Genomic DNA, 18,587 nt, shown 5'->3' on the forward strand with positions numbered 1-18,587 from the left:
TCAAAGAAATCGGTGTCACGATCAACGCCCCACTATATTGCATAACCTCCCAACGCGCCAGAGATTGCACAGACATGGTCATTGGCGGCAGAGCCACCGTATGGCGTGCGAATCAGGCACGCTTCGCCTCACTGTCACGAACACGCCAGTGAGCGAACTGAGCCAAGGCTCCGGTGCGGGCGATGGCACGCGACAGCGCGATGCACGCAGCGGCTGCGATCACACCGCCCACCACCGAGGTACCCAAATAGATGGAGACCCGCATCATTCCCCACCCCGGGTTCGTGAACCAGTAGTAGACGCCGCACATCGCTCCGGACAATGCCCCGGACAGCAGCACCACAAGATTGGTCCACACCTTATATGCGAAGAGCGCGAAAGCCAGTTCGGCGCCGAGCCCCTGCATCAGACCTACGATGAGGGAGCCTCCCACGCCCCATTGGTTGCCGAGCGTGAGCTCGAGGAACGCCGCAACCGTTTCGGCATAGAGTGCGGCACCCGGCTTGCGCACGATGACCGCGGCTAAGGGACCTGCGAACAGCCAGAATCCATTGAGCAGTCCCTCGAAGCCGGGTGTGATGTTCTCGAATAATGTGAGTGGTGCCATGCACACCCAGTCCCACATCCAGAACACCACACCGGATGCGACGGCGATCACCGAGGTGACGGTGATGTCGAGAACACGCCACTTGCGCGAGCTTGCTTGTGATGGGTAGATCATATTGTGCCTTTCTGAGATATCGAAAGACACGGGAAATACGACGTCCGTGCGCCGGCATTATCCGGTTCACGTTCATGCGGTCGAAGCGTTCGCTTCATCTCAGCCTGCCAAGCAAGCCCCCGTGTCTACATCGATCATAGGCACAAGCCCCGAATTTGCAGGGCATGCCCGTCCGCATAACGGAAAAGGTGGGTGCACGTATGCGCACCCACCTTGGAAATGCCAGTATTCGGCGAATCAGATGTGGAAGTAGAGCTCGTACTCAAGCGGAGTAGGCTGCAGGCGAGCCTGATCGATCTCGCCGCGCTTCAGGTCGATCCACGTCTCGATGAGATCCTCGGTGAACACGTCACCGGCCGTCAGGAAGTCATGGTCCTCTTCGAGCGCATCGAGGGCCTCGGCGAGCGAGGACGGCACCTGCTTGATGCCGGCATGCTCCTCCGGAGGAAGCTCGTAGAGATCCTTGTCGACCGGCTCCGGCGGCTCGATGTGGTTGAGAATGCCATCAAGGCCTGCCATGAGCTGTGCGGAGAAGGCGAGGAACGGGTTGCACGACGGATCCGGCGCTCGGAACTCGATGCGCTTGGCGGCAGGCGAGGTGCCTGCGAGCGGGATGCGGATCGCGGCGGAACGGTTGCGGGCGGAGTAGACCAGATTAACCGGCGCCTCGAAGCCCGGAACCAGACGGTGGTAGGAGTTCAGCGACGGGTTGGTGAAGGCGAGCACCGACGAGGAGTGCTTGATCAGCCCGCCAATGTACCAACGGGCCATGTCGGAGAGGCCACCATAGTTCTTCTCATCGTAGAACAGCGGCTTGCCGTCCTTCCACAGGGACTGGTGGCAGTGCATGCCGGTGCCGTTGTCGCCTGCGATCGGCTTGGGCATGAAGGTGGCTGCCTTGCCTGCGAGAGCGGCGGTCTCGTGGATGACGTACTTGTACTTCATGAGGTCATCGCCTGCATGCTGCAGGGAGTTGAAGCGGTAGTTGATCTCCTGCTGGCCTGCGCCGGCGACTTCATGGTGTGCACGTTCGAGGATGAGGCCGACCTTCTGCAGGTTGGCGACCATGTCGTCACGCAGATCCTGGGTGTGGTCGGCCGGTGGAACCGGGAAGTAACCGCGCTTGACACGGTTCTTGAAGCCGATGTTCGGAGTGCCGTCTTCCTCGACGTCCAGTCCGGAATTCCACGGTGCCTCGATGGAGTCGACCTCGTAGAAGGAGCCGCGCATGTCGTTGCCGAAGCGCACCTTGTCGAAGATGAAGAACTCGGCCTCGGGAGCGAACGATGCCGTGTCCGCGACGCCGGTGGACTTGAGGTATGCCTCGGCCTTCGCGGCGACCTGGCGGGGATCACGGGAGTAAGGCTCGTCGGTGAGCGGGTCGACAATCGAGAAGGCGACGTCGAGCGTCTTGTGCTTGCGGAACGGGTCGACGAAGGCGGTCTCGATATCCGGAACGAGCTTCATATCGGATTCGTTGATGGCCTGGAAACCTTCGATGGAGGAGCCATCGAAGGGCATGCCCTCATCGAACGCGTCCTTGAGGAATTCGCTGGCAGGAACCGTGAAGTGCTGCTGAACGCCAATCAGATCGGTGAAGCGCACGGAAACATATTCGATGCCTTCCTGATTGACGAGAGCTTCGGCGTCTGCCTTGGTTTTGAGTGGGGTCACGGGACCGCTCCTTTCACGATGTTGCTTACGTTCCACAAGCATAGGGACTAGCATTTCGCCCACTCGTAATTTGAGTTAACAACATGTTTCATACGTGGACTAACACTTCGAAAACGTTGTGTTTCCAATGGTTTTCAAATAGTGGACACGTGCTGTTCCGTGTCACATTCCAAATCCGTGCCACTCTCGGGGCTCGCCGGTTTTCGGATTCGCATGCCTCACGGAGCCGAAGGCCCAAAAAGAAATCCCGGCCAGATGGCCGGGATCGTCGAATGTGAATGGCTCACCTGCCGCGTATCGCGCGACGGCTCACCTTGTGCGTCTTCATCGGGTCCATGCCCTTGGGAATGCCCATGCCGCTACGGCGCTGCAGTGTATGCAAGCGGTCGTTCAGTGTGATGAGCTGCGGTTTGGAGAGTGCGAAACGATGGCGCGGATGAAGCTTGCGCATGATTGGATTGGTGTAGTTGTTCGGCACGTACGTCTTCTTCTTGAGCACCGTATTGCGCAGATCCTTGAGACGAACCTGCTTGGGACCGTCTCCCACGCAGATGCGGTAGACGGGAATATGCGAACCCGCAGTCACGCCTTTGATCTGCTTTTCCTGGCGGTCCATCGCCTGCATCACGCGACCGTAATTGCCTTCGCCGATCAGGTAGATGCCCTGATACCCGGTGCCGCGCCACACTGCGTCACGGGTACGCGGGTCGACCCACACCGGTTCCTGCGGGAAATCGAATCCGGCGCGCTTCATGTTGCCGAGAATGCTGATCGCGGCACCGGACTTGCCTTCCATCTGCTTGTACCCGACATTGTCGGCACGGCGGGTGAGCACGATCGTGAACAGCAGCAATCCAATCATCACGGCGAGAATCATCAGCGTGATCCACGAGACCCAACCCCAATGGAACACGATGCCGCAGATGATGCCCACGACGATCGGGGCGGCGAACACTGCGCCGGTGATCCATGGCAGCGCCTTGTCCTCGGCTGCCGTGAACTTGTAGATCGTGACGATCTGCTCGAACATTCCGCGTTTCTTTGGCTTCTCAGACTTCTCTTGCTGCGCCATGTATCCCTCTCTAGCTTGTTTCAACACGAATACGGGCAATGTATTTACTGTATCAGCATGCGCTGTCCCAATGTGACGGTTGCGTATCCGGCGAGGGGTCAGCGGGTGTGCAACGGTCGGCCATCGGCTTTGAGCAGCGTTTCCCCGAGCATCTCGCTGAAGGTCGGGTGCGGGTGAATGTTGCGCGCGGCAGCGCTCAATGGAACATGGTTGCCTATGATCTGCTGTGCCTCGGCGATCAGATCGCTGGCGTCGGGGGAGACGATATGCACGCCGAGCACATGAACGTCATCCGATTGATCTGCGGACTTCTTCCCGCTCACCACCGACACTGAACCGGATGCCCCGCTCATCAGCATGCGCGCGTTCGACATGACCGGGATGAGCGTTTCGGTTACGTCGACGAGCTCGGTGTCGGCCTTGGCTTCGCGCAGCGTGTAGCCGACGGAGGCGAATTCCGGGTTCGAGAACACAACGGTTGGGATCGTGTATTCGTCCACCGGGGAGGGATCGAGTCCGGCAATCGTTTCGGCCACCACATAGCCTTGTTGATATGCACGGTGTGCCAGTTGGTGCCCTGGGGTGATGTCGCCCAACGCCCACACATGTTCCCGGCTGGTGCGGCCGTAGGCATCCGTTTTCACCAAACCGTTCTCATCGAGCTCAATCGATGCCTTCGCGAACCATGCGCCGTCGGTATTCGGCACACGCCCGATGGCTGCGAGCGCCCACTCGGCGAATACCTCCTGCCCGTTGCCGTCTGCGTCCGTGTAATGCACGGTGACACCCAGATTCTCCCCAGTGTCGACCGCCGTGATGGCAGCGTTCGTCACGATCGTGATGCCCTGTCGCTTCAGTTCGCGCATCAGTATCTTCGCAGCCCGCCTGTCGGAGCGGGAGAGCACGATGTCGCCGCGCATGATGAGCGTGACGTCTGCTCCTGCGGAATTCCACATCGACGCGAATTCAAGCGCCGTGGCCCCCGAACCAATCACCACGGCGCTGTGTGGGAAGGAGTTGAGTGCCAGTGCTCTCGTCGAGTCGATGAGCACATGATTGAACGGCGCCACATCAAGCGGTTTCGGCCGTGAGCCGGTGGCGATCACCACATCGCCTGCGGTGACGTCGAGAGATTGCCCACCGTCCTTGAAATCGCCGTCTGCAGTGCGGATGCGGATCGTTTGCCCGCCCTGTGCCGGTCTCACATGGACATGGCCGTCCTCTACAACCGAGGCGATGCCCTGCACCATATGAACGCCGCGGAAGGTGAGCAGCGCGAGCAGTCCGTCGCGCATCGTCGAGACCGTGCCATCGCGGAACGCACGCAGTTTGCCGAAGTCGATTTCCTGCAGCTCGCAGTCTATGCCGATCTGTTCGCCGCGATGTATCGTGTCAATGGTGCGCGTTGCCGTGATGAGTGCCTTCGACGGAATGCACCCGCGGTTGAGGCATGTGCCACCCACCACATCGTCGCGTTCCACCAACAGCACTGATTTGCCCAGTTCCGCCGAGCGCAGCGCCACTGTGTAGCCGCCGGGGCCTGCGCCGATAATTACCACGTCGTAATGTTCACTCGTCATACGCTTCGTTCCTGTTTCGTTTGTTCCCATGCACGGCGACATTGGCCGTCATGCACGCTGCATACAGATTACTCGCCCAGCCCGCATGCCACAAGAGTGCAACAGGTGCTTCGGGGGATCTCTTTGGAAAACACTTTCCGTGGGCATGTGCAAGGCTGGTCGTAATGAAGGAGGGGAACGCATTGCGTTCCCCTCCTTGTATGTCTCGGATAGGGTGCGACTACTCCGGGAAATGCCCGCGCTTGGCATAGCGTGGTTTGGGCAGGCGCCAGCGGCGGAACTGGATGGAACGGCTCCACGCATAGGATCCGGTGCGCATGCCGCGTGCCACCGACTGCTCGCCGTACTTGGCGATGAGCAGTTTCTTGAGCTTGCGCCACATCACCACCTCGTCGATGACGATGGCGAACAGGTACAGGTATAGCAATGTCATGATGATAATCGACACGAGCGGTGACGGGAAGATCACGGTGAAGATGACCGAGGCGACGAGCATGACCAATGCGACGGGAATGAAGTATTCGCCGATGTTGAAACGCGCATCGATGTAGTCGCGGGTGTATATGCGCCATGGCAGGCGTTCGGCCTTCGGCATGTTGTTGAGGTCGCCGGTGCGCATCGCCTCGTACTCGCGGTTTTCACGCTCGCGCAGCTTCTGCTTGGCGAGCTTGCGCTGCTCCTTGGTGTTCTCGGGAACCAATGGGCGCAGATTCCTTGCCTCGGCATCCTTGCGCTTGGGGGTGGGGCGTCCCTTGCCCACGGTCGGCTCCGCAGGGGCCTGAGCCACGTCCTGCTTGCTTTCCGTCTCTTTCTTCTTGAACAAAGCCATAATCTGCTAGGGTACGGGCAACTCTCGACGCGAAATCGTGGGGAAAGCCGATTACAATGGCGTTGCGGAACCGGATTTCACACAATTTGGAATCCTCGGAAAGGACGGACATGATTTTGACAGCAGATCAGATTCGCGCACGCGTGGACGCCGATTGGCCGCAGATTCTGGGCGTGGTGGAGGACCGCATCGCATTGCGTCCCATCTCCGCGCATGGCATCAATGGGGAGCATATGCGCAAATCGGCGGAATATGTGGCGAACAAGCTTCGCGAGGTGGGCGTGGACGCCAAGGCTGTGCAGGCGCGTGACAAGGACGGCAATCCGAGCGCATGGGAGGTGATCGGCTCTCTGGAAGTCAATCCGAACGCCCCGACCGTGCTGTTGTACGCCCACCATGACGTGCAGCCTGTGCCCGACGAGAAGGAATGGGATACCGCACCCTTTGAGGCCACATTGAAGGGTGACAGGCTTTATGGCCGCGGCGCCTGCGATGACGCTGGTGGCATCGCGATCCACTACGGGGCGCTCAGGGCTCTGGGCGACCAGCTTGGCGTGAACATCAAGGTGTTCATCGAAGGTGAGGAGGAGATGGGTTCGGCGAGTTTCATCCCGTTCATCGAAGCACATCACGACGAATTCGACTCAGATGTGATCATCGTCGCCGATTCTGGCAACTGGGCGCCGGATGTGCCGTCGCTCACCACGAGCTTGCGTGGCAACGCCACCTGCGACGTGCATGTAAAGGTGCTCGGGCATCCGGTGCATTCGGGACAGTACGGAGGCCCGGTGCTCGACGCGAACACACTGGCCTCGATGCTCATCGCGAAGATGTATGACGAGAAGGGCGAACTGGCAATCCCGGGGCTTATGGAGGGCGAGCCGATCGGCGGCCTGCAGCGCGATCTGGATGAGGCCGACATGCGTGCGGCCGCCGGCGTGGTCGACTCGTTCACGTTGGTGGGCACCGGTTCGCTGGCGTCACGGTTGTGGACGAAGCCGAGCGCCACGGTGATCGGCTTCGACGCCCACCCCGTCAAGGACTCATTCAATGTGATCAGCCCCGAAACCACATTCCGGGTGAGCCTGCGCGTGGCGCCGCAACAGGACCCGCACGTGGCCATGGACGCGATGGTGGACTTCTTCGAGAAGAACGCGCCCTTCGGCGCCGAGGTGCACGTCGAACCGTTGGAAGCCGGTATGGGCTGGGCCATGAACCCAGACTGCGAGGCCACGCAGGACGCGCTCACATCGCTCAAGGAGGCTTTCGGCATCGACCCGGTGAACAAGGGGGAGGGTGGCTCCATCCCGTTCATTCCCGAACTGCAGAAGATTTTCCCCGACGCGCAGGTGTTGGTCACCGGCCCGGAGGACCCGATTTCGAACGCGCACAGCCCCAACGAATCCGTGAGCGTGTCAGGGTTGAGGAAGGACGTCGTTGCCGAGGCGCTGCTCCTTGATAAACTGGGCAGAGCATAAGTCCATGCCCTGTAGCGGCAAATGAGAGGAGACGCCATGTCGGTTGTATCAGCGGTGGTTTCGGTGTTGTTCGCAGCCTCGACGCAGGTCGGGTCACCGGTGTGCGCCGACATGGTCTGGTCTTCCCGGGTCAATGTTCTCCTAGCGACCACAACGACCACAATGGCCGCAATGGCCACAAGGGAGTGCCCTGCTTGGATGCATGCGTTGGGTTGGTGCTGATGCATCTGGTTGCACCATGCAGAAACGCCTGAAGAACATCGCCCACCCATTCCTCGCATTCATCATCGCGGCATTCTCCTTGGTCTTCGAATGCGATGTCTGGTTGTTCACACCACCAAAACAATGGTGGTTCATCAGTGTACTTATGCTTGCGCAGGCGCTCGCCATCAGCTGCTACTGGTCACCGGTCTGGTGTTCGGTCGCACTGCTTCTGCTCAATGGCGTAGGCGAATACGCCATTTCGGGGTATGCGCAGTTCACATCGTACTTCATGTTCCTGGCCGTGATACTGATCTGCTACAAGACGTCCAATCGCATCGCCGCGGCACTATGCCTGCTGATGATGTCGTACACCTGCCTAGAAACGATGATTCGACCAGGATCGTTCACCGGCTACGGGTGCCTGGCGTTCTGCATGATCTATGCCGTGGCGTCGACGATCGGCCGATACATGGCATGGGAGCAGCGACGGATGGAGCGCATGCGTGAGAGCGTGATGGTCGAAAGCCGCCTCAGGCAACTCGAGGCAAACCAGTATCTGGCCGCATATCTGCACGACGCATTGTCTCAGGAGTTGGCGCTCATCTCGATGGAGACGCAGCTGCACGCCGTCGACAAGAGCGTGCCCGACGAGGAACGCTGGCGGCGTGTGTCCGATTACACGCAGAACGCACTCGCGGACCTTCGCGGCATCATCACCCAACTGCGCGGCGACGGCGACTTCAAAAAGAATGGCGACGAGCCGGAGAATGTGGTGGCGCTGTTGCGGCGGGAGGCCGCCGCAGGTGACAGGCTGCTGCATGACCATGGATTCTCCGGCGAGACCGTGTTGGAATCGGCACAGGATGCAAACATGCATTCGTCGGAACTTTGCGGCCTGTTGAGCCTCATCTGTCATGAGCTCTATACGAACATGCTCAAGCATGCCGAGACCGCACGCCCATACCACGTCTCGATCTCGCTGTCTTCATCGCACGTATGCATCCGCTACGCCAATGGTATCGGCGAGCAGTCGGTGGCCGGCGGTGGCAACGGTTTGCGCTCGCTGCAATCGCTCATCACCTCGATGGGCGGCGACTTCTCGCATGATGCCGACGATGGTGGATGGAGCGGCACCGTCGAGATCCCGTTGCAGTAAGGGAGGGAAGTTTGAGAGTCACCCGAATGGCTTCCAAGCCTCCAATCTGGTCTGCAGCAGCGGGGATTTGTCCGATGCAAGGCAGGTGAGCATGGCGCTGTCATTCAAATCGAAGCTGAACCAATCGTCAGGCACGCTACCTGCCTTGGTGCCGTTCATATACGCCTCGAATTGCAGCCAATACTTGTTGATCGTGTAATCCTTGGGCATCAGATTCCCGCGGTGGAGGCAATCGATCAGCGCCACCTCCGGATCTCCGTAGAATTCGGGATTGCCCAGCTGGGTTTGATGCCCCAGGTCTATGGCAGAAACATGCAGATCCTTGCATTCGTCTATGTCCTCGTCCAATTTCCGGCTCTGCGCGTCAGACAGGCCTTCGGAGGAAACGCAGATGGGTGCGAAATATACTCCGTTGCTCTGGTTCTGCGGCGGCTTGGTGTACCCCGCTCCATTAGGCATTGCCTATAGGATTCCCACGCCGTGCTGTATGCCGCATACGGGATCTTCCCATCATGTTGCAACGCGGTGCGCAGCACTTTCTTCTGAGATTCGCCATACTGTCTATTGTTCAACATTGAGTCGATAAAATCTGTTGTACTACTTGCGAACTTGCCCGTGTCGGCCCCCGCCATGCTGTCGTCGGTCTTGGAGACATTCCCCGAGCAGGCTGATATGCTCAGGACACATGCGATGACGGCGATCAAAGATGGTATGCTGCGTGTTCTCTTCATTCATGCCCCTTTGCAGAACGGAAAGCCAAACACGATGCATCAACTATGGCCGATGTTCGGCTTCCCAAGGTGGTAAAGATGTCTATCGCAACGCTTTGATACGTGTCAGAACAAGCAAATGCCCATCCTAAGTCTCTCCACCATGAAGCACCCGATATGCGTGCCACAATCTGCGTGTTTTGTTGAGAAACGCCGTGGCGCGTCTTAGGAGGATAGTGGTGCGCCGCATTCGAAACCACATCAACAAAACGTGTAGACAGGTTGCGAAACGGAGACAAACCATGTAAGGCTGAAATCAGGCCATATCGACGAGGATGTGAGGAAACATGAAGCAGAAGGGGACAAGGCCACGCCGCGAACAGACCCGCGGTCGCAGTACCGCAGTGGTATGGGTGCTGCTCGCCGCCATCACCGCGGCCGCGCTCACGACAGGGGGCATGCGCGCTCTGGCTGCCCGATCGGGCTCCCACGATGCTCGGTATGCCTCATACCGTCGAATCGGCGCCTGCAAGCTCGCAGGAGTATTCCGGCACGCAACAGGTGAATGTGGTGCCCACCATCGCGGCCGACCGGCAGCTGCCCGGTAATGCCACCGGAACCGTGACCGAGAACTGGATGGCCGGCGAGCTGCGCTCCGGGTCTCGCGCCTATCAGGTGAACGACCGCACGGTAGTCGCTCTGCACACCGCAACACCGCTCTACCGCGACCTCAAGGTGGGCGACCGCGGCGAGGATGTGCGCTCGCTCAACGACGAACTGTCACGGCTCGGATACGACAGCGTGCCGCAATCCGGTGAATACAACCGGAACACCGGCAATGGCTGGCGCCAGCTCATGGTGGACGCCGGAAATTCGGATGGCGCTGGCGAAGACGACATGAACCTGCGGCTGTCGGACACGATGTGGATTCCCCCGGATTCGGTGAAGGTGCAGGGGTGGAGCGCCACTCGGGGCAGCGCGGTGCAGGCGGGAGCGCCGTTGGGCACCGTGCCGGGAGGGCTAGTGAGACTGGCGATCCGCGGTGGCAAACCTTCCGATGAAGGGCGCCCGCTCACGGTATTCGGCGTGGCTGCCCCGTTGGCGCCCGGTACCACCGACATCACGGACGGCGAACTGCTGCAGCGGATTGCAGCCACCGAAGGTTACCAAGGCAAGAGCGCTGAGGAACGCGCCGCCGGCATGGACCCAGCTCACGCTCAACAAGGCGATCCAGACCCTACGCGTGCCGGTCGGTTCGGTGTTCGGCATCAATGGGACCTCGGCATGCATCGCCACCGGCACGTTCGACAATCCCCATGTCGTACCGGTGCGCATCATCACCAGTGAACTCGGTGCGTCGCTGGTGCAGCCGTCGAGTGGTGGAGGAGAGGGCGTCGATCGCGTGCTGATTGGACCGCGCCTGGGTACCCTGCGCTGCTCGTGAACGTGGGGAGGTGAATGTGATGAGACTGGTGGTGCATGATCTGGGTCATAGATTTCCAGGCACCGATCTATTGTTCGAGCATCTTGATTTCAGTGTGGAACCGGGAACGACAGCCGCAATCTGCGGGCCGTCCGGTTGTGGGAAGTCCACGTTGCTGTCGATTCTGGCGGGCTGGGAGAAACCATATGCAGGCAGCGTGGAACGCGAGGGCATCGCAAGAACCGGCTGGGTGTTCCAGAACCCGGTGGGTGTGGCGCAACGCACCGCGCTCGATCACGTGGTGTTCCCGCTGCTCGCCAAAGGGCATGGACCGGCGGCAGACACAACCGCAGGCATTGGAAGCCATGAGGTTGTTCGATTTGGATTATGCGGCAGACCGTCGGTTCAGCGAATTGTCGGGCGGCGAGGCACAGCGTCTCATGCTGGCGCGGGCCGTATGCTCGAGACCCGACATGCTGCTCGTGGACGAGCCCACAGCTCAGCTCGACACGAGGACCGCGCATTCGGTGAGCCATGTGCTTGGCAACCTCGCGAACCAGGGCATGATCGTGCTGGTGGCGACGCATGACCCCGACACGAGGGACGCCTGCGCGCGTAATAGATCTGGCTTGCTATGCGCCCGCGGAGGACGAGGGAGAGTCGGCATGGGGCTCAGGTCAATATTCTCGGAGGCGATACGCAACATCGGCAGCGGTACGGCGCATGCCCTCGCGCTGTTCCTCGTAGTGCTGCTGGGCGGGGTGCTGCTGGGCGGCTATGAGGCCTACACTGTGGTGGCCATGGAGTGTGAGTCGCTGACGCGGGTGCGTGCCGTGGCCGATGTGGATTCGGTGATCGGCGGAACTGTCGACGGCAGCGCCTGCGACCGATTGACGCGAACCACCGACGGTGCAATTACGCAGGCTGGCGCCATGCGTGCCGGCGGCGAGATCACTGCATTGTCGACACCGAACAACGCATTGCAATCGTATGAGGTCACGCCAGGCATGTTGTCGCTGGTCGCCTCGAATGGAACCACCACTGACTCAATCGACATGTCGGGCATATGGGTGCCCACGGAAGTGGCGCGCGATTTTGGATTGACAATCGGTTCGACGCTGAGTACGAGCCATGGCGAGGCGATGGTTGCTGGGATCTATTCATGGCCCAATGATGGGCGTGATACACGGTTTGCCTATACGTTCTTGGTGCCCCGTGCGGCATCTCAGGGTACGTACAACGAATGCTGGGTGAGGCAATGGCCTCGGTCTGGGGCGGCGAGCAACCTGCTGTATTCCACGCTGGGGGTAGGCGAGGGGTCGGGGCAGGCTGGCGTGACCTCCCTCGACAAGGGATTTGACTCGCATTACGACCCATATGCCACGTATATGGGGCGTGTGACACATTGGATTCCCTACCTGTCCATACTCATCGGCGTGGTCATCGGTGTGCTTGCGGTGCGTGTACGGCGACTGGAATACGCCGCCGCGCTGCATTCGGGGAGTCGAAGCCGGCGCTGCTGCTCGGCATCTGCACGGAGGTGCTCGTCTGGGCCGGATTGGGAGCATTGAGCGCATGCGCGTTGATTTGTGCGTATTGTGCGCGCATGGCCATTGGTGACGTTGCGTCGGTGATGCTCGCCTCCTGCCGGGCGCCATTGGCCATGTGCTCCGGAACGTTCGTCGGCGCCATCGCCATGGAGATGACGGCGCGCCAATCGCAATTGTTCCTCTTGTTCAAGCGACGCTGAATGAGATGACGGTAGTCGCATCGCACCCAGGCTGTGCGCCCACATTGTGAGGGAACGTGCGGCGTCGGTCAGCGGTGTGCATTAGACTCGGCATCGACACGGGAGCTGGTGCAAAGCACCGGCTGAGAGAGGGTAACCTCGACCGATTGAACGTGAATCCGGGCAATGCCGGCGCACGGACGTCGCTCTACACCCGTGCCTGTATTCAAATAGGGAATTGAGAAAGGCACACATCATGTCAGCTTCTGTCATCGAAGCGAAACCGGTCCTCAAATGGCGTGTGGTCGATATCGCTGTCGCCTCGGTCATCGGCGTGGCTTCCGCGCTCATCTATTGGTTCGTGGCATTCGCCACAGCGGCACCGTGGTCGCTGCTCGAAGGCGTGGTGCCCGGGCTCGCCGGTATTTTCAACGGTCTGTGGCTGTTCGCCGGACCGCTCGCCGCAATCATCGTGCGCAAGCCGGGCGCCGCGCTCTATGCGGAGATCGTCGCCGGCGTGCTCGAGGCACTCATGGGCAACATGTGGGGAGGTGTCGAAACCTTCCTCATCGCATTGGTTCAGGGTCTGTTCGCTGAGATTGCGTTCGCCGTCTTCGCCTACAAAAAATGGAACCTCGGCGTCACCGTGCTCTCCGGCGCGTTGAGCGGCGTGGGTTGCTGGGGGTATTCGTTCTTCACCCACCTGCAGGCCATCGATCTGGGCGGCTCCTACGGCGTCGTGTATTTGATCACCACCGTGCTTTCCGGCGCGCTCGTCGCCGGCGTGGTCATGTGGTACCTGTATCTTGGCATCGCCAGAACCGGAGCGCTCGACCAGTTCGCATCGGGCCGTGCCGTGCGCGGCGCCAAGCATTGAGCTCAGCACCACAACTCTGAGGAATACCGGAAAGCACGTTATGACCACTGTGAAATCCGCCTGCGTGGAACCCACGACGGGCATCGCCCTGCAATTCGACCATTGGGGCTACCGTCATGCCTCGCGCAAGCATTTCGCGGTGCGCGGCCTGGATCTCAAGATTCATGCCGGTGAGCATGTGCTGCTCCTTGGAGCTTCCGGCATAGGCAAATCCACCATTCTCGAGGGGGCTGCCGGTCTGCTCGGTGACGAGACCGGGCAGACCGACGCATCCCGAGTGAACAATGCGGCGGAGGGAGAGCCTCCGGTTGCAGTGGAGGACGCCGACGGCGGCATCACCGAGGGGGCCATCCGAGTTGGTGGCATCGAGGTGCATGCCGCGCGCGGCAAGGTCGGGCTGGTGCTGCAGGATCCGGATGCACAGGCGATCTTCCAACGACTGGGGGATAACGTGGTGTTCGGGCCGGAGAATCTCAACGTGCCGCGTGATCTCGCATGGCAACGTGTAGATGAGGCCCTCAATGCCGTTGGTCTGGCCGGTGTACAGCTCGACCGTTCGGTCATGCACCTGTCGGGCGGCCAAATGCAAAGGCTCGCCCTCGCCGGTGCACTCGCCATGCGCCCGGAGGTGCTGCTGCTCGACGAACCAACAGCCAATCTCGATCCCGATGGCGTGGTGCAGGTGGTCGGCGCGGTGGATGACGTGCTCCGGCAGACGCATGCGACGATGGTGCTTGTGGAGCACCGCGCCGACCGGTGGATCGACATGATCGACCGTGTGGTGGTGCTCGGTCTCGAGCGCACCGACGACACCCGGCAGGTCGGCAACAGCGGCGAGGAGAGCGAGATCGCCCGCACGAACTTCCGAAACACCGTGGTCGTGGCGGATGGCACACCTGACGAGGTGTTCCACAACACCGACATCGACTTCAACGAACTCGGAATCTGGGTGCCGGAGCGGTATCGTACAGCAGAGGACGAGATCACGCGCATCCACACGGTGGATGAGCCCGAATATGCTCCACAGACAGGTCTGCCCGAAGTGCTGCTCTCCACGAAGGAGCTCGGCATCGGACGTGACGGCAACGCCATCGCCGAACACATTAACCTGGACTTCCACCCAGGTCAGATCACCGCACTCGTGGGGGCGAATGGGGCAGGGAAATCCACGTTGTCGCTCACGCTGGCGGGATTGCTCAAACCGGTGGAGGGTGAGGTCATCGCCCATGACGGGCTCGCAGGCGAACTCGACAAGGTGTGGCCCATCGACTGGACGTCACGTCAGCTTGCCTCGCGCATATCCTACGTGTTCCAGAACCCCGAGCACCAATTCGCCTGTTCGAGCGTGCTCGACGAGGTCATGCTCGGCCCACTGCGCACGGGAATGGCTGAGGAGCAGGCGCGCGCACGGGGCATGGACCTGCTCAGGAGATTCCATCTCGACCAATACGCGCACGTCAACCCGTACACGTTGTCCGGTGGCGAGAAACGCAGACTCACCGTCGCCTCCGCACTCGCCTCCGCACCGAAGGTGCTGCTGTTCGACGAACCGACCTTCGGACAGGACAGACGTACCTGGATGCAGATTGTGCGGCTGATCCACGATTTGCGTTCCGACGGCGTGAGCATCGTCGTCGTCACCCACGACCGTGAGCTCGTCACCGCATTGGGCGCACGGGTGGTGGAGCTCGTGCCGACCCGCAATCCGCAGGGCCTTGGCGACGACGTTGCTGCGACCATCGCCGCTCGTCTGGCATCGCCCCAGGATGCGGTGGATACCACACTTGTGCCGGTCAGCCAAGTGAACGAGCGTGTGGAGGAGGCCAAACCGGCGAGCCGTTCGCGGTTCCTTGCCTCAATCAATCCCGTATACCGCCTGTTTGGAGCATTCCTCGCCTCGCTGCCGTTGCTGGCCAGTCTGGACTGGGTTTCGGCAAGCGTGGCGCTCGGCTTGGAGTTCGTGGTGCTCATGGCCATCGGCTTCACGCCGTGGCGCATCGTGCGTTCCACCTGGCCCATCTTCATCGGTGCGCCCGGCTCGGCCCTTGCCGTGCTGCTGTATGGCAAGTCCGGCGGCGACACCTGGTGGCAATGGGGGTGGGTGAACATCACCGACCGATCCGCCGAGCTTGCGTTGGCCACTGCGCTGCGCATTCTCGCGATAGGTATTCCGGCCATCATCGCGGTGCTCGGCATCGATGCGACCGATCTGGCGGATGGCTTCAGCCAGATCCTGCATCTGCCGGACCGTTTCGTATATGGCGGTTTGGCGGGCATGAGACTGTTCTCGGTGCTGCAGGACGACTGGACCGCGCTCACCGCCTCCCGCCGTTCGCGAGGTCTCGGCGACGACAGTGCGGTGGCATCGTTCTTCCCGCAATCCTTCGCATTGCTTGTGCTCTCGATTCGCCGTTCCACCACCCTGGCGGTTGCGATGCAGGCGCGCGGGTTCGGCGGCACCGCACCACGAAGCCATGCGCGCATGAGCCATGTGCATGCCCGCGACTATTGGTTCCTTGCCGGATGCCTGCTCATCCCAGTCATTGCATTAGCAAGTGCGGCATTCGCCGGCACCTTCAGCTTCATGGGGAATTGACGCACTGCTATTCTCGCGATTCCGCAGGGAGTAGGCAAAGACCGCGCGGCGCATGTCGTGCGGTCTTCGCATATTTCAGATCTCAATCACGCTTGCTCAATTGGAATACGCGGTCGGATCGTTCGGCAATCTGGGGTGAATGCGTCACGATGATCACGCATTTGTTCTGCTCATGCGCGAGTTCAATAAAGATGCGCATGATGTCGTCCTGCGTGGCAGGGTCGAGATTGCCGGTCGGCTCGTCGGCGATCACCACTTGCGGGTTCGTGCTCAATGCGCGGGCAATTGCCACGCGCTGCTGTTCGCCACCCGACAGATGCAGGATGCGCTCGTTTGCATACCGTTCGGGCAAATGCACCTGCTTGAGCAGATCGAGTGCAATGTCGCGCTTCGGCCTGTCGAATCTCTTGCCGCTCGCGTCCATCGTGAGCATGATATTCTCAAGCACGGTGAGGCCGGGCAGCAGATTGAAACTCTGGAAGATCACGCCGATGTCGCGGCTGCGGTAGCAGTACCGGTCCATCTTCGCCAGATTGTGCCCCTCGAACAGCACCTCGCCGCCGGTGGGTGTGGTCAATCCGCTGATGAGCGACAGCAGCGTGGTTTTGCCGGCGCCTGACGGGCCGACGATCGCAGTCACCGACCCGCTGGGGAAGGTGTAATTGATGTCGGAGAGCACATTGCGTCCTCCTTTGGCGTAGGCATAGCTCACATCCTTGAGCTGCAGAATCGGCACGGACGTCTCGCCGTCCGCCATGGCGCTATGTGTGGTGGGTGTTTCGGTTTCGGTATGCATGGTCATCGATGTTCCATTCTGTTAGGTGTGTGGGGATTCCCGTTCATGAACGGTCTGCGAGAATCTGCAGTGGCTCGTAGCGCATCACGAATATCGCCGCGGTGAGGGAAGCGAGAAGCGTGAGCGCCGATCCGATGAGCAACATCCATCCGATGGTCGCCCAGCTCACCGTCGCATTCACCTGTTTAATCGCATTCGATGCGTGCTGCAGGCCTTGCGGCATGCCGCTTTGAGGCTGCTTCCCCTCGTTCGGTACCGCGGATTCGCCCTGGGTATTGTCGGTATTCGGTTTCGCGGACTGAGCGTTGCCGTCCGGTGCTGCGCCGGGGGCACCTTGCATATCGCGTCCGAACTGTGCTCGCCGGGATTCCTGCTGTGATTGTTGCGAAGCCACCTGCGAGGAGAGCAGCGCATCCGATACCGGCACGGAGGTCGCCGCCCCTATTCCGGTTCCGACGATGAGTCCGATGAGTACAACGGTGAGCAGCTCGACTGCGAACTGTGCGGCCACCTTCCACTTCTTCACGCCGATGGCGGTGAGCACGCCGATCTCGTATTTGCGCTCGCGAATGTTGAAGATCGTGAGGATCACCAGTACAACCGCACCCACTGAAAGCACGACGATGAGCATCGTCCTTGCGAATTTGGAAAGATTGTCGATGGGCACGAGTGACTGCCCGTACTGTTCGACGTCCATCGATGAGACGGTGTAGTCGTCCGAGAGTCCCGCTTTCCTCACATCCTCGGTGAATCTGTCGTAGTCCGCCTTGCCGTCGAAGACGTATGTGAAGCTCAACTGTGCGGCGGAGGTCTCACGCGTATTGCCCTTCGAATCGGTGATGCTCAGGGTTTTCGTGCTGTCGAGACCGATCTTGCCGAGTGTGGCGGCGGACATATAGATTGCGTTGGCGGCGTCATTCGCGCTCGACGCCATGGGGCCGCCCATCGGCATGTTCGATTCCTGCGTGTTCGAATAGATGCCCGCCACGGTGAACGTGTAGGTCTTCTTCGAATCGGAGATGTTGGCGAGTTTGAACGTGCTGCCAACCTTGAGATTGTTCGCGTCGGCAAGCGTCTTCGAGACGAGCACAGGATTTCCGTCGGAAGCATCATAATCGAACGCTTTGCCGGAGTTCATGGTGAACGAGCCGTTCGGTGCGTTCACCAGTGCCTCGTCGCTGGAGAAGCCCACCAACGAGAAGTCGCCTGTGGTCATGGCCGGGCCGCCGTTCTGACCGCCCATGTCCCGCGGCATGTCATTCGGCATGGCGCCCTCGGTTCCGGCTCCTGCGGTCCCGGTATCGGTTCTTGAATTGGCGTTGTCTGAGGATTCCTGCGAGGAACCGTTGTTCGTGTCGACCGCTTCGATTCCTCCGTCCACTGCAGCTGCGGAACTCGTCTCGATGTAATACGAGCTGCTCACGCCGTACTCGGATTTCGCGTACTGTTCATAGTCGCCGAGCGTGAGTTGCTTCTCCTACGTGGCCTTGCCGAAACTGCCCATATCAGGCTTCTGCCCGGAGGAGTTCGCGGATTGCATGATCTTGTTTCGGTCCAGCGAGATCTGCGCGCCGATCGTCGTGTTCTCCAACGCAGAGGCACGGGCGCGTTGTGCCGCCTGAACAATGGCGAAGCCGATCGTCGAAGCGGCGGCGATGATCGTCGCCACGATGATGATCAGCACACTGCGTCCTTTGTTGCGCCATAGATTCCGTATGGCGTTGTGCACAATGAACATGACT

16 protein-coding genes, 1 pseudogene and 2 riboswitches are annotated in these 18,587 nt (G+C 60.4%); of the genes and pseudogenes, 8 read left to right on the plus strand and 9 right to left on the minus strand.

Translation table 11 applies throughout. From position 1 onward, the window contains the following. Positions 1-112: 112 nt before the first annotated feature. The 5 genes from OGI63_RS05120 to OGI63_RS05140 form a co-directional block, all read right to left on the minus strand. Positions 113-721, minus strand: a complete 609-nt coding sequence (locus OGI63_RS05120) for an ECF transporter S component (protein WP_004218111.1) — start codon at positions 719-721, stop codon at positions 113-115. A 25-nt stretch (positions 722-746) separates the two neighbouring features. Then, a riboswitch (TPP riboswitch) is annotated at positions 747-854 on the minus strand. A 104-nt stretch (positions 855-958) separates the two neighbouring features. Continuing rightward, the gene (glnA, locus tag OGI63_RS05125; protein WP_004218110.1) at positions 959-2,395 is read right to left on the minus strand and encodes a type I glutamate--ammonia ligase; all 1,437 of its coding nucleotides are present in this window, start codon (positions 2,393-2,395) and stop codon (positions 959-961) included. Positions 2,396-2,678: 283 nt separating this feature from the next. Next, a complete protein-coding gene (locus tag OGI63_RS05130) occupies positions 2,679-3,467 on the minus strand; it encodes a DUF4191 domain-containing protein (protein ID WP_014483157.1) in 789 nt (262 codons plus the stop codon). A gap of 98 nt (positions 3,468-3,565) precedes the next feature. Then, positions 3,566-5,047, minus strand: coding sequence for a dihydrolipoyl dehydrogenase family protein (locus OGI63_RS05135; RefSeq protein WP_004218108.1), 1,482 nt, complete (start codon positions 5,045-5,047; stop codon positions 3,566-3,568). A gap of 220 nt (positions 5,048-5,267) precedes the next feature. Beyond that, the gene (locus OGI63_RS05140) at positions 5,268-5,876 is read right to left on the minus strand and encodes a DUF3043 domain-containing protein (protein ID WP_004218107.1); all 609 of its coding nucleotides are present in this window, start codon (positions 5,874-5,876) and stop codon (positions 5,268-5,270) included. A gap of 110 nt (positions 5,877-5,986) precedes the next feature. Between OGI63_RS05140 and OGI63_RS05145 the strand changes: the two genes are divergently transcribed. Next, positions 5,987-7,354 carry a dipeptidase gene (locus OGI63_RS05145; protein WP_004218106.1) on the plus strand — a complete coding sequence of 456 codons (1,368 nt, stop codon included), beginning with the start codon at positions 5,987-5,989 and terminating at the stop codon, positions 7,352-7,354. Between the two features lie 202 nt (positions 7,355-7,556). Next, positions 7,557-8,714, plus strand: coding sequence for a sensor histidine kinase (locus OGI63_RS05150; RefSeq protein WP_004218104.1), 1,158 nt, complete (start codon positions 7,557-7,559; stop codon positions 8,712-8,714). Between the two features lie 18 nt (positions 8,715-8,732). On the opposite strand, the gene OGI63_RS05155 is transcribed toward OGI63_RS05150, so the two are convergent. Next, positions 8,733-9,173, minus strand: coding sequence for a hypothetical protein (locus OGI63_RS05155; RefSeq protein WP_004218103.1), 441 nt, complete (start codon positions 9,171-9,173; stop codon positions 8,733-8,735). 752 nt (positions 9,174-9,925) lie between these two features. Between OGI63_RS05155 and OGI63_RS05160 the strand changes: the two genes are divergently transcribed. The 6 genes and pseudogenes from OGI63_RS05160 to OGI63_RS05185 all read left to right on the plus strand — a co-directional run bounded on the left by OGI63_RS05160 (position 9,926) and on the right by OGI63_RS05185 (position 16,049). Continuing rightward, positions 9,926-10,771, plus strand: a complete 846-nt coding sequence (locus OGI63_RS05160; protein WP_004218101.1) for a peptidoglycan-binding domain-containing protein — start codon at positions 9,926-9,928, stop codon at positions 10,769-10,771. Positions 10,772-10,887: 116 nt separating this feature from the next. After that, positions 10,888-11,028, plus strand: a pseudogene (locus OGI63_RS05165) (ATP-binding cassette domain-containing protein); the annotation flags it as partial. Between the two features lie 145 nt (positions 11,029-11,173). Then, entirely contained in the window at positions 11,174-12,418 is a 1,245-nt protein-coding gene (locus OGI63_RS05170; RefSeq protein ID WP_014710562.1) for an ATP-binding cassette domain-containing protein, read from the plus strand. Between the two features lie 35 nt (positions 12,419-12,453). Further along, positions 12,454-12,597, plus strand: coding sequence for a hypothetical protein (locus OGI63_RS05175; RefSeq protein WP_004218098.1), 144 nt, complete (start codon positions 12,454-12,456; stop codon positions 12,595-12,597). An 88-nt stretch (positions 12,598-12,685) separates the two neighbouring features. Further along, a riboswitch (TPP riboswitch) is annotated at positions 12,686-12,795 on the plus strand. 37 nt (positions 12,796-12,832) lie between these two features. After that, the gene (locus tag OGI63_RS05180; RefSeq protein ID WP_004218097.1) at positions 12,833-13,453 is read left to right on the plus strand and encodes an ECF transporter S component; all 621 of its coding nucleotides are present in this window, start codon (positions 12,833-12,835) and stop codon (positions 13,451-13,453) included. A gap of 40 nt (positions 13,454-13,493) precedes the next feature. After that, positions 13,494-16,049, plus strand: a complete 2,556-nt coding sequence (locus OGI63_RS05185) for an ATP-binding cassette domain-containing protein (protein ID WP_004218096.1) — start codon at positions 13,494-13,496, stop codon at positions 16,047-16,049. Positions 16,050-16,131: 82 nt separating this feature from the next. Here OGI63_RS05185 and OGI63_RS05190 read toward each other — a convergent pair whose 3' ends face one another. Genes OGI63_RS05190 through OGI63_RS05200 form a run of 3 tightly spaced genes read right to left on the minus strand, consistent with a single transcriptional unit; the run spans position 16,132 to position 18,583 of the window. Continuing rightward, positions 16,132-16,851 carry an ABC transporter ATP-binding protein gene (locus OGI63_RS05190; protein WP_004218095.1) on the minus strand — a complete coding sequence of 240 codons (720 nt, stop codon included), beginning with the start codon at positions 16,849-16,851 and terminating at the stop codon, positions 16,132-16,134. Positions 16,852-16,888: 37 nt separating this feature from the next. Continuing rightward, positions 16,889-18,268, minus strand: coding sequence for an ABC transporter permease (locus tag OGI63_RS05195; RefSeq protein ID WP_012619976.1), 1,380 nt, complete (start codon positions 18,266-18,268; stop codon positions 16,889-16,891). Between the two features lie 54 nt (positions 18,269-18,322). Beyond that, positions 18,323-18,583 (minus strand): hypothetical protein, encoded by a 261-nt coding sequence (locus OGI63_RS05200; protein WP_004218091.1) that lies wholly within the window; start codon positions 18,581-18,583, stop codon positions 18,323-18,325. Between the last annotated feature and the right edge of the window lie 4 nt (positions 18,584-18,587).

This window comes from Bifidobacterium sp. KRGSERBCFTRI, from assembly GCF_025908335.1.

Coding starts and splice junctions, on each gene's coding strand:
- OGI63_RS05120 (WP_004218111.1), bottom strand. CDS start 721: ATGATCTACCCATCACAAGCAAGCTCGCGCAAGTGGCGTGTTCTCGAC.
- OGI63_RS05130 (WP_014483157.1), bottom strand. CDS start 3,467: ATGGCGCAGCAAGAGAAGTCTGAGAAGCCAAAGAAACGCGGAATGTTC.
- OGI63_RS05135 (WP_004218108.1), bottom strand. CDS start 5,047: ATGACGAGTGAACATTACGACGTGGTAATTATCGGCGCAGGCCCCGGC.
- OGI63_RS05140 (WP_004218107.1), bottom strand. CDS start 5,876: ATGGCTTTGTTCAAGAAGAAAGAGACGGAAAGCAAGCAGGACGTGGCT.
- OGI63_RS05145 (WP_004218106.1), top strand. CDS start 5,987: ATGATTTTGACAGCAGATCAGATTCGCGCACGCGTGGACGCCGATTGG.
- OGI63_RS05150 (WP_004218104.1), top strand. CDS start 7,557: ATGCGTTGGGTTGGTGCTGATGCATCTGGTTGCACCATGCAGAAACGC.
- OGI63_RS05155 (WP_004218103.1), bottom strand. CDS start 9,173: ATGCCTAATGGAGCGGGGTACACCAAGCCGCCGCAGAACCAGAGCAAC.
- OGI63_RS05160 (WP_004218101.1), top strand. CDS start 9,926: ATGCCTCATACCGTCGAATCGGCGCCTGCAAGCTCGCAGGAGTATTCC.
- OGI63_RS05170 (WP_014710562.1), top strand. CDS start 11,174: ATGGACCGGCGGCAGACACAACCGCAGGCATTGGAAGCCATGAGGTTG.
- OGI63_RS05175 (WP_004218098.1), top strand. CDS start 12,454: ATGGCCATTGGTGACGTTGCGTCGGTGATGCTCGCCTCCTGCCGGGCG.
- OGI63_RS05180 (WP_004218097.1), top strand. CDS start 12,833: ATGTCAGCTTCTGTCATCGAAGCGAAACCGGTCCTCAAATGGCGTGTG.
- OGI63_RS05185 (WP_004218096.1), top strand. CDS start 13,494: ATGACCACTGTGAAATCCGCCTGCGTGGAACCCACGACGGGCATCGCC.
- OGI63_RS05190 (WP_004218095.1), bottom strand. CDS start 16,851: ATGACCATGCATACCGAAACCGAAACACCCACCACACATAGCGCCATG.
- OGI63_RS05200 (WP_004218091.1), bottom strand. CDS start 18,583: ATGTTCATTGTGCACAACGCCATACGGAATCTATGGCGCAACAAAGGA.